At 57.9% G+C, this 12,557-nt stretch carries 13 protein-coding genes; 10 read left to right on the forward strand and 3 right to left on the reverse strand.

Annotated elements, in window-relative coordinates:
* Positions 1–58 precede the first annotated feature (58 nt).
* Complete coding sequence (gene speG, locus N879_RS18005) at positions 59–616, forward strand: spermidine N1-acetyltransferase (protein WP_009461630.1); 558 nt, start codon at positions 59–61, stop codon at positions 614–616.
* A 16-nt stretch (positions 617–632) separates the two neighbouring features.
* Here speG and hpnE read toward each other — a convergent pair whose 3' ends face one another.
* From hpnE to hpnC, 3 genes are read right to left on the reverse strand one after another with little or no spacing between them, the layout of a single operon-like run.
* A complete protein-coding gene (hpnE, locus tag N879_RS18010; protein ID WP_009461632.1) occupies positions 633–1,919 on the reverse strand; it encodes a hydroxysqualene dehydroxylase HpnE in 1,287 nt (428 codons plus the stop codon).
* Complete coding sequence (gene hpnD, locus N879_RS18015) at positions 1,916–2,779, reverse strand: presqualene diphosphate synthase HpnD (protein ID WP_009461634.1); 864 nt, start codon at positions 2,777–2,779, stop codon at positions 1,916–1,918. Before hpnD ends, hpnE begins: the two co-directional genes overlap by 4 nt.
* Positions 2,780–2,785: 6 nt before the next feature.
* On the reverse strand, positions 2,786–3,646 hold the full coding sequence (gene hpnC, locus N879_RS18020; protein ID WP_009461636.1) for a squalene synthase HpnC: 861 nt from the start codon (positions 3,644–3,646) through the stop codon (positions 2,786–2,788).
* Positions 3,647–3,716: 70 nt separating this feature from the next.
* On the opposite strand from hpnC, the gene alr reads away from it, so the two are divergent.
* The 9 genes from alr (at position 3,717) to N879_RS18065 (ending at position 12,532) form a co-directional block, all read left to right on the forward strand.
* Positions 3,717–4,847: an alanine racemase gene (gene alr, locus N879_RS18025; protein WP_009461638.1), complete on the forward strand. Its 1,131-nt coding sequence runs from the start codon at positions 3,717–3,719 to the stop codon at positions 4,845–4,847.
* An 18-nt stretch (positions 4,848–4,865) separates the two neighbouring features.
* On the forward strand, positions 4,866–5,582 hold the full coding sequence (locus N879_RS18030) for an SDR family oxidoreductase (RefSeq protein ID WP_009461640.1): 717 nt from the start codon (positions 4,866–4,868) through the stop codon (positions 5,580–5,582).
* 9 nt (positions 5,583–5,591) lie between these two features.
* Complete coding sequence (gene radA, locus N879_RS18035; RefSeq protein ID WP_009461642.1) at positions 5,592–6,977, forward strand: DNA repair protein RadA; 1,386 nt, start codon at positions 5,592–5,594, stop codon at positions 6,975–6,977.
* A gap of 5 nt (positions 6,978–6,982) precedes the next feature.
* Complete coding sequence (locus N879_RS18040; protein WP_009461644.1) at positions 6,983–7,762, forward strand: sulfite exporter TauE/SafE family protein; 780 nt, start codon at positions 6,983–6,985, stop codon at positions 7,760–7,762.
* 9 nt (positions 7,763–7,771) lie between these two features.
* Complete coding sequence (locus tag N879_RS18045; RefSeq protein WP_009461646.1) at positions 7,772–8,491, forward strand: 3-deoxy-D-manno-octulosonic acid kinase; 720 nt, start codon at positions 7,772–7,774, stop codon at positions 8,489–8,491.
* Between the two features lie 77 nt (positions 8,492–8,568).
* Positions 8,569–9,675 (forward strand): polyamine ABC transporter substrate-binding protein, encoded by a 1,107-nt coding sequence (locus N879_RS18050; RefSeq protein WP_009461648.1) that lies wholly within the window; start codon positions 8,569–8,571, stop codon positions 9,673–9,675.
* Positions 9,676–9,681: 6 nt separating this feature from the next.
* Positions 9,682–10,812, forward strand: a complete 1,131-nt coding sequence (locus N879_RS18055) for an ABC transporter ATP-binding protein (protein WP_009461650.1) — start codon at positions 9,682–9,684, stop codon at positions 10,810–10,812.
* Positions 10,809–11,729, forward strand: coding sequence for an ABC transporter permease subunit (locus tag N879_RS18060; protein ID WP_009461652.1), 921 nt, complete (start codon positions 10,809–10,811; stop codon positions 11,727–11,729). Before N879_RS18055 ends, N879_RS18060 begins: the two co-directional genes overlap by 4 nt.
* Positions 11,726–12,532: an ABC transporter permease subunit gene (locus N879_RS18065; protein WP_009461654.1), complete on the forward strand. Its 807-nt coding sequence runs from the start codon at positions 11,726–11,728 to the stop codon at positions 12,530–12,532. Before N879_RS18060 ends, N879_RS18065 begins: the two co-directional genes overlap by 4 nt.
* Positions 12,533–12,557: the final 25 nt, after the last annotated feature.

Consider the following 12,557-nt stretch of genomic DNA (forward strand, 5'->3'; position numbering starts at 1 on the left):
TTTGGTATAGGCAGATAGGCGGCTCGTCTATCGAACATAGAGAAAGGATAGAAAAATCATGAGTAAAACGACTCACGTTAAATTACGCCCGCTGGAGCGCGAAGATTTGCGCTTTGTGCATTTGCTGGACAATAACGCCAGCGTGATGCGCTACTGGTTCGAAGAACCTTACGAAACCTATGGCGAGCTGGCGGCTCTGTACGATGAGCATATTCACGATCAGCGTGAACGTCGTTTCGTTGTGGAGTGGGAAGGGCAGCCGTCCGGCGTGGTGGAACTGGTGGAAATTGATTATGTACACCGCCGGGCAGAGTTCCAGATCATTATTGCGCCGGAGTTCCAGGGCAAGGGCATTGCCTCGCGGGCGACCAAGCTGGCTATCGAGTACGGCTTTGGAGTGCTGAACCTGTACAAGATCGTGCTGATTGTGGACAAGGAAAACCACAAGGCCATTCACATTTATCAGAAGTTTGGTTTTCAGGTGGAAGGCGAGCTCAAGCACGAGTTCTTCATTAACGGCCAATATCGGGATGTGGTGCGCATGTGCCTGTTTCAATCGGAGTTTCTGGCCGCTCATAAGCCTGCGCAAACTTTGCTGACACCGTCGGCGCAGTAGTGCTCAGTCGTGGCCCTTACAGATGCGCGGCTTTCAGACCGCTGCGCACAGCGCCTTCCAGCACACCGGGGTAGCCGGTATCGGTCCAGTCGCCTGCCAGACGAATAGCTGGCCAAGGTGTCGCTACCGAAGGGCGACGCAGACCGGGCACAGCCGCAAACGTAGCCCGTTTTTCGATAATCAGCTCGCTGGCCCGTATGGCAGGCATGGCTTTCAGGTGCCGGGTCTGGCTGCGTACCTGCTCGATGATCGCGGCAATGGCTTGCTCGCGGTCCAGCGCTTGCAGGCGCACAGCATCGCTGATGACGATCCCCACCAGCGTTTCACCGCTGCCCGGTTTCAGGGCGCTGTGATCAAACAGCCATTGGCCACCACTGCCGCTTTTATCGTCCAGCATCAACATGGAATGGGGCAGATTCCAGGCCTGTTCCAATTCCAGATACAGGGTGGCAATAGGGATGTAGCTGAAGGCTTCCAGATCGGCCAGCAGTTGTTCGCTGGCCGGGCTGCTGGGTAGGCTATGCAGCAGGCGCGCAGCCTGGACGGGAGGGCAGGCCACAATGGCTGCATCAAACTGCAGGCCGTCAATTTGTACACCTGACTCTGTCAGTTCCAGTCTTTGTACTCTGTGGCCCAGCTGTAGCTGAATGTCACGCAGGGCGGGCTCGCACCAGAGCTGGCTTAAATCCATCAAGGGAATCAAGGTTTGGCTGGCTTGCCGGGGACCGCCCAGGCTGTCGCGCAAGACATGGGCAAAGAGTTGGGCGCAGGCTTGCTCAATGGGCGTGTTCATGGCCGCCACGCAGAGCGGCTGCCAGAACAAACGGATGACCTGGCTGTCTTGCTGATGCTGCTCCAGGAGCTGCAAAACCGTCAGACCATCCGGGGTGCGCCATTGCTGTTTCATCAGCCAGCGGCAAAAACGTGCCAGCTTGATTTTCTGCGACCAGCTCAGGCCCTGGGCGCCTAGCAGGCCAGTCAATAAATGGAAGGGGGCAGGCAAGGGGCGATTGCGCAGGCGAAAGCGCCCATCGGCCGAGATCACGTCCAGATCCTTGCGTTCCAGACGGGATGCTTCGTCCAGTCCGATTTCCCCCATCAAACCCAGAATGACGGAGTAGGCGCCCAGCATGATGTGCTGGCCATTATCGGTATCACGCCCCAGATTGGGGCTGTGGATGCGGCGGGCACGCCCGCCTATATGGCGCGAGGCTTCAAAGACACTGACCTGATGGCCTTGCGTCTTCAGCCGCCAGGCGGCAGCACAGCCCGCCCAGCCCGCCCCGATAACCGCGACTTTCATCGGCCCAGTTTACGTTGCAAGCTGCGGCCGCCCGATACCCAGGTTTTCCAGGCCAACCAGAATTTGCGAATGGGTGTCAGCGAAATGCGCTGTTCCAGCACATGCCAACGATCATTGGCAATTTCTACCAGCAGGGCATGGTAGATGGCGGCCATCAACAGGCCTGGGCGTTGTGCCCGGCGGTCCACAGCGGGCAGGGCGCGCATGGCCTGGCGGTACAAGTCCTGGGCGCGTTCGGTTTGAAAGGCCATCAGGGCCTCGAAGCGCTCCGAATGCTGTTGATCCAGGATCTCGTGAGGTGACACACCAAACTTGTCCAGATCTTCCTGGGGCAGGTAGATGCGGCCACGACGAGCGTCATCGCCTACATCACGGATAATATTGGTCAGCTGAAAAGCCAGGCCCAGTTTTTGGGCATAGTCGCTGGTCTGTTCCTGGGTTTGGCCAAAAATACGCGCCGACAGCAGTCCCACCACGCTGGCGGCGTGCCAACAGTAGCGTTCCAGCTCGCTCCAGCTTTGGTAGCGAACCTGGTCCAGATCCATTTCCATGCCGTCAATCACGGCCAGCAGCTCGTCCTGAGGCAGATCGAACGCCTTTATATGCGGTGCCAGGGCCTGCATGACCGGGTGATGGGCACGGCCTTCGTACAGATCGGCCACTTGCGTGCGCCACCAGACCAGCTTCATGCGGGCAACCGATTCCTCGTGAACCTCGTCCACCACGTCGTCCACCTCGCGGCAAAACGCGTACAGCGCCGTGATGGCACGGCGGCGTTCAGGCGGCAGAAACAAAAAGGCGTAGTAAAAACTGGAGCCGCTCTGGGCTGCCTTGTTCTGACAATACTCGTCTGGGCTCATGGACGTTCAGGGTCGGTAAGGGGTACGGCTCAAGCCGCGGGTAATCAGGCGTAGCCAGTCCAGGCGGGACAGGGTGGGACGATGGCTGAAGACATCAAACTTTACCGCTTCCAGGCGTTCCAGAATACGCAGGCCGCCCAATACCATCATTTTCAGTTCCAGGCTGATGCGCCCGGACAGATAGCTGGACAGCAGCAGCCCGGCTTGCAGGCGTTGACGGGCATCGGTAACCAGCAACTGCATCATTTCCTGCCAGCGGGCATCGGCCTCGGGCTGACGCAGCAGCTGGGTACGGGCCTGGATGTAATCATCATCCAGATCATATTGGGCCAGCAGGTCTTGCGGGATATAGACACGGTTCTTGTGCCAGTCCAGTGCCACGTCCTGCCAGAAATTAACCAGTTGCAGCCCGGTACAGGTGGAGTCGGCCATCTCGATCAGCTCCGGGCTGTGGGCTTGATACAGATGCAGCATCAAACGGCCGACCGGGTTGGCCGAGCGGGTACAGTAATCCAGCACCTGGGCCATATCGCTATAGCGATGGGTGGTGACATCCTGGCGAAACGCAGACAGCAGGTCCAGAAAAGGCTTGAGAGGCAACTGGAAGTTGCTGATGCTGCTGGCCAGAGGGACAAAAATTTCACTGTGCGGGGTATCGGCCAGGACGGGCTGGTGATATTGCAGTTGTTCTATTCCGGCTTCGAACTGCGCCAGCAGTTCCAGGCGCTCGGCAGCGCTTAAATCGCCTTCATCAGCAATGTCGTCGGCGCTGCGGGCAAAACGATAAATATCGGTGACCGGTCGGCGTAGCCGACGAGGTAGCAGCACAGAGGCGACAGGGAAGTTTTCATAGTGCTCGATAGACATAGTCCGCCAGTATACGGCTTTCGTTTCCACTAGGGCTGGTTTAGACTTTCGTATTGCTTCGGGGAGAACCATGCCACGTCCTATCTCGGCCACCATTCATATTGCGTCACTGCGTCACAATCTCGATATGGTTATTCAGAGCCTGAATAACGCCACGGCTCCATCCGGCGTAAAACGGCCCCATATCTGGGCCGTCATGAAGGCCAATGCTTACGGTCATGACATCGAAAATGCGGTGCGGGCATTCAGTGCCGCCGAAGGCATGGCGATGCTGGACCTGAAAGAAGCCATACGTTGTCGGGCTGCCGGTTGGACCGGCCCCATCATGTTGCTGGAAGGTTTTTTCCAGCCTGAAGATCTGGATGTGCTGGCCGAGTTTGGCCTGACCACTGTCATTCATTGCCACGAGCAGCTCAAGATGCTGGAGCAGTGGAAGGGCGGGGTGGCCTTGAATGCCATGGTCAAGCTCAATAGCGGCATGAACCGTCTGGGTTTCAGCGTGGACGATTACCCCGCCGCCTTCGAGCGCGCTCAGCGTCTGCAAAAAGCGGGCAAGCTGGGAACCGTGGGGCGCATGACGCACTTTGCGCGCGCTGACGACAATATCGACGCCACGCTGGAGCAGATTCGCTGCTTTAACCGGATCACCGACGGCTTGCCGGGCCCGGTCAGTGTGTGTAATTCAGCGGCAACACTAAGCCCTGACCTGGGTGCATACATGCCCTCCGGTCCGGATCACTGGGTACGCCCCGGTATTTGTCTGTACGGCAGCTCTCCTTTTGCGGACATCAGCGCCGAGGACTTCGGCCTGCAGCCTGGTATGACTTTGGCCGCAGAGCTGATCAGCGTGCGCGGCGTCAAGCAGGGCGAGGGCATTGGCTACGGCCATACGTACATTGCCGAGCAGGCCATGCGTATTGGCGTGGTGGCTTGTGGCTATGCCGATGGTTACCCGCGTCACGCGGGAACCGGCACCCCGATTACCGTGAACGGTGTGCGCACTCGTTTGCTCGGTCGTGTGTCCATGGACATGCTGGCAGTCGACCTGACCCCGGTGCCCGCCGCCGGTGTAGGCAGTCAGGCGGTGTTGTTCGGTCAAGGCGGGCCCAGTGTGGATGAGGTTGCTGCGGCAGCCGGAACCCTGGGCTACGAATTGATTTGCGCGGTCGCCCCACGCGTGCCGCGCGTCATCCAGGATTAACACCAACAAGGCATAGCCATGAAAAATAAATGTGTACTCGTTACCGGCGCTACCAAAGGAATCGGCTGGGCAATCAGCCAAAGGCTGGCTGATGCCGGGGCCCACGTTGTGGGTCTGGCCCGCCACACCGAAAGCATTGATTTCCCCGGATATCTGTACTCCTGCGATTTGAGCAATGCAGGCGAAACCGAGGAAATGCTGCGCGTTATCCGCGAAAAATATCCCGTTGATGCGGTTGTGAACAACGTAGGTATGGTCGCGCCCGAACCGATTGGTCAGGTGGACCTGGGCAATCTTTATCAGGTGTTTGACCTGAATGTACGTGTGGCGGTGCAAGTGGCCCAGGCTTTCATCCCTTCGATGAAAGCGCGCAAGGAAGGCCGCATCGTCAATATTTGCAGTCGTGTTGTGCACGGCGGTTCCGATCGCACCAGCTATGCCGCGGCCAAAAGTGCCTTGCTGGGTTGTACCCGCACCTGGGCCTTGGAATTGGCTCCTTACGGCATTACCGTCAATGCGGTCTCTCCTGGTCCGATCGAAACCGAATTGTTCCGTGCCAATCATCCCGTCGGCAGCGAAGCCGAACAGCGCAGCCTGTCCTCCATTCCTTTGGGACGTTTTGGGCAGGCGGCCGAAGTGGCTGCTGCGGTTACCTTCTTGCTAAGCGATGAAGCTGCTTATATCACCGGCCAGAATCTGGGCGTGGATGGCGGTGGCAGCTTGGCCGGACGTTAAGGAATTTCTATGGCCACCAGTACTCGTGCGGCCCGCAAGGCCAAAGTTGTATTTGTTTGCACGGAGTGCGGGGCAGATACACCCAAGTGGGCGGGCAAATGCCCGGCCTGCGGGGCTTGGAACAGCTTGCAGGAAACGGTAGAGACACCGGCTGCGGCCAGTGCGCATCGTTTTGCTTCCCTGGCTGGCTCCAGCCCGGTCCAAAGTCTTTCCGATGTGCAGGCACGGGAACTGCCGCGTGTGCCCACAGGCATAGGCGAGTTCGATCGTGTCCTGGGCGGTGGCCTGGTGGAAGGCGGCGTGATCCTGATCGGGGGCGATCCCGGTGTCGGTAAATCCACGCTGCTGCTGCAGGCCATGGCAGCCTTGGCCCAGCAAACCAAAGTTCTGTATGTGACGGGCGAGGAGTCCGCCGAGCAGGTCGCCTTGCGTGCTCGCCGTTTGGGCGTGCCTACCGAAGGTGTGGATCTGCTGGCTGAAATTCGTCTGGAATCCATCAGCCAGGCCTTGCAGTCGCACCAGCCTAGCGTGGTGGTGATCGACTCGATTCAAACCCTGTATTCCGATCAGCTCAGTGCGGCCCCAGGCTCGGTATCGCAGGTGCGTGAATGTGCGGCCCAGCTCACCCGTCTGGCCAAGCAAAGCGGTACCTCCATGATTTTTATCGGTCACGTCACCAAAGACGGGACCTTGGCCGGTCCGCGTGTGCTGGAGCACATTGTGGATACGGTGCTGTATTTCGAGGGGGACACCCATTCCTCCTTCCGTATGGTGCGCGCATTCAAGAACCGCTTTGGCGCGGTAAATGAATTGGGCGTGTTTGCCATGACGGAAAAAGGCTTGAAAGGAGTCAGCAATCCTTCGGCCCTGTTCTTGTCCCAGCATTCCCAGTCAGTAGCCGGTTCCTGCGTCATGGCCACCCAGGAAGGCACACGGCCTTTGCTGGTGGAAATTCAGGCTTTGGTGGACTCGGCCCATGTACCCAATCCGCGTCGCCTGTCTGTGGGGCTGGAAAGCTCCCGTCTGGCCATGCTGCTGGCGGTGATGCATCGTCATGCTGGCGTGGTCACTTACGATCAGGACGTGTTCGTGAACGCTGTAGGGGGCGTCAAGATTACCGAGCCAGCCGCTGACTTGGCGGTGTTGCTGGCTATTTTGTCCTCCCTGAATAACCGCCCCTTGCCACGTGGCCTGGTCGTGTTTGGGGAAATCGGCCTGGCCGGTGAAATTCGTCCGGCCCCGCGTGGGCAGGAGCGTTTGCGCGAAGCGGCCAAGTTGGGCTTCAGCATTGCCTTGATTCCCAAGAGCAACGCCCCGCGTCAGGCGATCGAAGGCCTGGAAATCTGGGCGGTAGACCGGGTGGAAGACGCTGTCGACCGTCTGCGTAATCTGTAACCGCCATGATAAGTATTGAATTGATCCTGGCCTGCTTGCTGGGAGGCGCGCTTATTGGCTATACCGGCGGGGTCCTGGGGATCGGTGGCGGCTTGCTGGCTATTCCATTGCTGGGCCTGATTCTGGGTATGGACCAGCAAACCGCTCAAGGTACGGCCCTGATCATGGTGGTGCCTGCGGTGCTGCTGACCGTGCGCCAGTACCATCGTCGCAACCACATTGATTTTCGTCGGGCAGCATTGGGGGCGATCTCCTCCATCATCTTTACCTGGCTGGGCGCACGTCTGGCTCTGGGCATGGATGCGATCTTGCTGCGTCGCATTTACTCGGTATTTGTGATGGCCATTGCCCTGTATTATTTCGACCAGAGTCTGGGTTTTTCCCGGCGGCGTCGTCGCAGTGACAAGCCGCGTCCGGACCCGGAGTCGTTTGGCCAGCTGTGGTATATCGCGGTAGGCATGATGGCGGGCTTGGCCGGAGGCGTGTTTGGTGTGGGCGGTGCGGTGCTGGTGGTGCCGTTCCTGACCAGCCGTATGGGTTATAGCCAGACCGGTGCGCAAGGCTTGGCCCTGTCCATGATTATTCCCGGCACGTTGGTCGCCTTGGCGACGTACGCGTTTCATGGTCAGGCTACCTGGCAGGTCGGCATACCGATGGCGATAGGCAGCCTGCTGCTGGTGCCGTTTGGTGTGCGTCTGGCCTACCGTCTGCCTGAGAATCGCCTGAAGTTTATTTTTGCCTGCATGCTGGTATTGATCATGGCCCTGTTGCTGGTTCGTGCCTGAGGAGCTGCTGTGAGCACCCAATCCGAAACTGTCTATTCTTTGCCCGGCGGCGGTGCCTTGTTGGCACCGGAGCTGGCCAATCAGCTGGATCTGGAGCCTGAGGCCTTGCAGCGCTGGTTCGAGGCCACCTCGTATGGCGACCAGGCCAGCAAGGTGGGACAGGGTGGTCGTCAGGCCGCCTGGTTTGTGAACGGGCCCTTTGGTCAGGCGGTGCTGCGTCACTACCGCCGTGGTGGTCTGGTGGCTCGCTTCAATGAGTCTTCCTACTTGTGGCAAGGGGCATCCCGGACTCGCAGCTGGCGAGAATTTCAGGTGATGTCTTATTTGCACAACAAGGGCTTGGCCGTCCCCAAAGTGCTGGCGGGCGCATGGTGGCAGCAAGGTTTTTGGTACCATGCGGCTCTGATAAGCCAGCGGGTGCCCAATGTGCAGCCTTTGACTCTGTGCCTGGACCGTGCCTCCCCCGAAGCGGTGGCACACGAGATTGTCCGCATGCACCAATTCGAGGTTTGGCACGCTGACCTTAACGCCTACAATATTTTGCTGGATGCGAATGACAAAGTCTGGCTGATCGATTTTGACCGTGCACGACAGGGGCCCGTCAGCCCCGCCCAGGCGCTGGGTAATGTGCAACGCCTGAGACGATCTTTGCTCAAAGTGTGTGGGCCGCGTGGCGATCAGTGGTGGCAGCAGATGTTTTCTGCTTACCGTCACCAAACGCAGCGTTAATTACGACTACGGGCTTTAAAAAAGCTTTATCATCTCGCCTTTTGGGTTTTTCGCTTTCGATAGGAAGGGGACTCGTGATGTCTTTTGGGATGAACACACCACAGGTACTCGCCGGCCTGCTGGCCGCTGCTGCCATCATGCCTGTTGCACAGGCACAAAATCAGGTTGTTAACGTCTATAACTGGGCTGAATATACGGCCCCCGACACCTTGTCCGGCTTTCAGAAAGCCACGGGCATTACCGTGCGTTATGACGTTTACGACAATAACGACACTTTGCAAGCCAAGTTGTTGACGGGCAAGTCGGGGTACGACGTGGTGGTTCCCTCCACGCATTACGCAGCGCGTCAGATCGAAGGCGGTTTGTTCCAGAAGCTGGATAAAAGTCAGATTCCCAACTGGTCCCATCTGGATCCGGACATCATGGCGCTGCTCTCCGATGTGGACCCCGGCAATGAATACCTGATTCCCTGGGGCTACGGCACCAATGGCCTGGGCTACAACGTTACCAAAGTCAAAGAGATCATGGGCGAGCAGGTGGACCTGGGCAACTGGGACATGCTGTTCAAGCCTGAAAATGCCGAGAAGCTGAAAGGCTGTGGCATTTCCATTCTGGACGAAGCCGCCCAGGTGTTCCCGGCCGTGCTGCACTACATTGGCAAAGACCCCAACAGCAGCAATGAAGCCGATTACCGCGAAGCCCTGGACTTGCTCAAGCAAATCCGTCCTTACGTACGTCAGTTCAGCTCCTCGGGCTATATCGACGAGCTGGCTGCGGGCGATCTGTGCATGGTCTACGGTTTCTCCGGCGACGTGATGATCTCCGCTGATCGTGCGCGCCAGGCTAAAAAGCCGTACGCCATCGACTACTACATTCCGCAAGGCGGGGCTCCGGTCTGGTTTGACACCATGGCCATCCCCAAGAGCGCGAGCAATGTGAAAGAGGCCCACGCCTTCATCAACTACATTGAAACGCCGGAAGTCCATGCCGCCATTACCAACACCATGTTCTACCCGAACGCCAATAAAGATGCGCGCGAGTTCGTGGTCAAGGAAGTAGCTGACAACCCCATGATTTACCCTTCGCCCGAAGTCTCCAAGACTTTGTTCGTCATCAAACCACAGCCACTGAAGGTGCAGCGTCTGCAAACGCGCCTGTGGGCTGAACTCAAGTCTGGACGTTAAGGCATCATGCAAGATATCCGTACCGGAACCTCGCCCTGGATGGATGGCGAGGATGCTTTCGTGCGTGTGGACGAAGTCGTCAAGATTTTTGGCGATACGGTGGCCGTCCAGTCTGTAAGTCTGGACGTCGCCCGTCACGAAATTTTTGCGCTGCTGGGTAGTTCAGGCAGTGGCAAATCCACCTTGCTGCGTATGCTGGCAGGTTTCGAGGAGCCGACTTCCGGTCGGATTTATCTGGACAACGAGGATATTACCGACCTGCCGCCTTACCGGCGGCCGGTCAATATGATGTTCCAGTCCTACGCGCTGTTTCCGCACATGTCGGTTGAGGCCAATGTGGCTTTTGGCTTGAAGCAGGAAGGCGTGCCCCGCAACGAAATCCACGAACGCGTATTTGAAGCCCTGGATCTGGTGCAGATGGCGGGTTTTTCACGCCGCAAACCCAATCAGTTGTCAGGCGGGCAGCAACAGCGTGTCGCTTTGGCGCGTAGCCTGGTCAAGCGTCCCAAGCTGCTCTTGCTGGACGAACCCATGTCCGCATTGGACAAGCAGATTCGTCAGAAAACCCAGATTGAGCTGGTCAAGATTCTGGAGCGTGTGGGAGTGACCTGCATTATGGTGACTCACGACCAGGAAGAGGCCATGACCATGGCCAGCCGACTGGCGGTAATGTCCGATGGGCAGATCATCCAGTCCGGTACGCCTTACGATGTGTACTCCTTCCCGAACTCGCGCTTTGTGGCGGGCTTTATCGGTTCCACCAATTTGTTCACCGGCGTAGTGACGGTGGACGAACCGGACCACGTTCATATCGAGTGCGAGGAGTTAAACCGCCCCTTGTATGTCAGCCACGGGATCAGCGAACCGCTGGGCATGGACGTGTATGTGTCCATTCGTCCCGAGCAGATCAAGGTGAGTCGTGAGTTGCCTTCCGAGGACACCAACTGGGGCCACGGCATCGTGACTCATGTGTCCTGGATGGGTAGCTACACCCGCTACCAGATTCGTCTGGACGCCGGCATGTTGATCGAGGCGCAAATGCCTAGCGGCACCTTGGCCCAGCCAGATGCTCCCGGCGTGGACGAAGAGGTCTACGTGTCCTGGTCCGACGACAGCGCAACGGTACTGAGCACATGAAGAACCTGTCCTGGCGCAAACTGCTGCCCACCAGTCGCACGCTGGTGGTCGCACCCACATTCCTGTGGATGATCCTGTTTCTGCTGGTGCCATTTTTGCTCGTGCTCAAGATCAGTTTTGCCGATCTTGATTTCGGGGTGCCGCCGTATACGCCCTTGGCCCAGTTTGCCGAGGAAAGCATTTCCTTTGTACTGAACCTGCGCGGCTATATCCTGCTGTTCAGCGACAATCTGTATTTGGCCACCTACGTCAGCTCCTTGAAGATGGCTGCCGTCACCACGATCTTTTGTATCCTGATCGGCTACCCGGTGGCTTACTACATTGCGCGCTCTTCACCCGCCGTGCGTAGTCTGTTGTTGCTGGCGGTGATTCTGCCTTTCTGGACCTCCATGCTGCTGCGTGTCTACGCCTGGGTAGGCATCTTGCGTGGCGATGGCCTGCTCAATCAGGTCTTGCTGTGGATAGGCATTATTGATGCGCCGCTGGAAATCTACCGCACCGATCTGGCCGTCTATATCGGTTTGATCTATGCCTATCTGCCATTTTTCATCCTCCCTTTGTATGCGAATCTGGTAAAGCTGGATATGCGCTTGCTGGAAGCGGCTTACGATCTGGGCGCACGTCCCTGGTCGGCGTTCTGGAATATCACCTTGCCCATGTCCATGTCCGGCGTGATTGCCGGTGCCATGCTGGTGTTTATTCCGGCCGTAGGCGAGTACGTGATTCCGGAAATGCTGGGTGGGGCTGACACCTTGATGATGGGCCGTGTCATGTGGACCGAGTTCTTCAATAATGCGGACTGGCCGATGGCTGCTGCCGTCACTTGCGTGATGGTCCTGCTCTTGATCATTCCCTTGATTTTCTTCCAGTACAGCCAGATGCGACAGATGGAAGCGCAACGGGGAGGCCGCTCATGACCAAGCCTAATCCCTGGCTGCGTGCCATCGTCCTGACGCTGGGCTTTGGTTTTCTGTACATTCCTATCCTGTTCCTGATCGTCTTTTCATTTAATGAATCGGCCATCATGACGTCCTGGTCGGGTTTTTCCTTCCGCTGGTACGAATCCCTGTTTCAGGATAAAGCGCTGCTCAGTGCTGCCAAGCTGTCTTTCCTGATAGCCGTGCTGACCGCGACCATGGCCACCATTCTGGGCACCTGGGCCGCCTATGTGCTGGCCCGTATGGGACGCTTCAAGGGCTTTGCTCTGTATATCGGTCTGGTCAGTGCACCGCTGGTCATCCCGGAAGTGGTGCTGGGTATTTCCCTGCTGCTGATGTTTGTGGAGCTGAACTCCCTGTTTGGCTGGCCGGAACAGAACGGTATCTTCACTATCTGGATTGGTCACGTGGTGCTGTGCACCGCGTACGCGACCGTGATTCTGCAATCGCGTATGCGTGAGCTGGATCGCTCTCAGGAAGAAGCGGCGCTTGATTTGGGTGCCACCCCCTTGAGGGCGTTTTTCCAGGTGGTCCTGCCTTCGATCGTGCCTGCCTTGATGGCGGCCTGGTTGCTGGCCTTTACCTTGTCGCTGGACGATGTGGTGATTGCCTCCTTCCTGTCCGGTCCTGGCTTTACCACGTTACCGGTGGAAGTGTTTTCGCGCGTACGCTTGGGTCTCAAGCCCGAGATCAATGCGTTGGCAACCCTGCTGATTTTGGTGATTGGTATTTTTGTTGTAGTCGCCAGCCGCTTGCAGGTACGCCGCGAGCGTCGCGCCTGATTGATAAGGAGTATTGCCGTGTTCA

The sequence above is a fragment of the Alcaligenes sp. EGD-AK7 genome, from assembly GCF_000465875.3.
GTDB lineage: Bacteria > Pseudomonadota > Gammaproteobacteria > Burkholderiales > Burkholderiaceae_B > Alcaligenes > Alcaligenes phenolicus.

Coding starts and splice junctions, on each gene's coding strand:
- speG (WP_009461630.1), top strand. CDS start 59: ATGAGTAAAACGACTCACGTTAAATTACGCCCGCTGGAGCGCGAAGAT.
- hpnE (WP_009461632.1), bottom strand. CDS start 1,919: ATGAAAGTCGCGGTTATCGGGGCGGGCTGGGCGGGCTGTGCTGCCGCC.
- hpnD (WP_009461634.1), bottom strand. CDS start 2,779: ATGAGCCCAGACGAGTATTGTCAGAACAAGGCAGCCCAGAGCGGCTCC.
- hpnC (WP_009461636.1), bottom strand. CDS start 3,646: ATGTCTATCGAGCACTATGAAAACTTCCCTGTCGCCTCTGTGCTGCTA.
- alr (WP_009461638.1), top strand. CDS start 3,717: ATGCCACGTCCTATCTCGGCCACCATTCATATTGCGTCACTGCGTCAC.
- N879_RS18030 (WP_009461640.1), top strand. CDS start 4,866: ATGAAAAATAAATGTGTACTCGTTACCGGCGCTACCAAAGGAATCGGC.
- radA (WP_009461642.1), top strand. CDS start 5,592: ATGGCCACCAGTACTCGTGCGGCCCGCAAGGCCAAAGTTGTATTTGTT.
- N879_RS18040 (WP_009461644.1), top strand. CDS start 6,983: ATGATAAGTATTGAATTGATCCTGGCCTGCTTGCTGGGAGGCGCGCTT.
- N879_RS18050 (WP_009461648.1), top strand. CDS start 8,569: ATGTCTTTTGGGATGAACACACCACAGGTACTCGCCGGCCTGCTGGCC.
- N879_RS18055 (WP_009461650.1), top strand. CDS start 9,682: ATGCAAGATATCCGTACCGGAACCTCGCCCTGGATGGATGGCGAGGAT.
- N879_RS18060 (WP_009461652.1), top strand. CDS start 10,809: ATGAAGAACCTGTCCTGGCGCAAACTGCTGCCCACCAGTCGCACGCTG.
- N879_RS18065 (WP_009461654.1), top strand. CDS start 11,726: ATGACCAAGCCTAATCCCTGGCTGCGTGCCATCGTCCTGACGCTGGGC.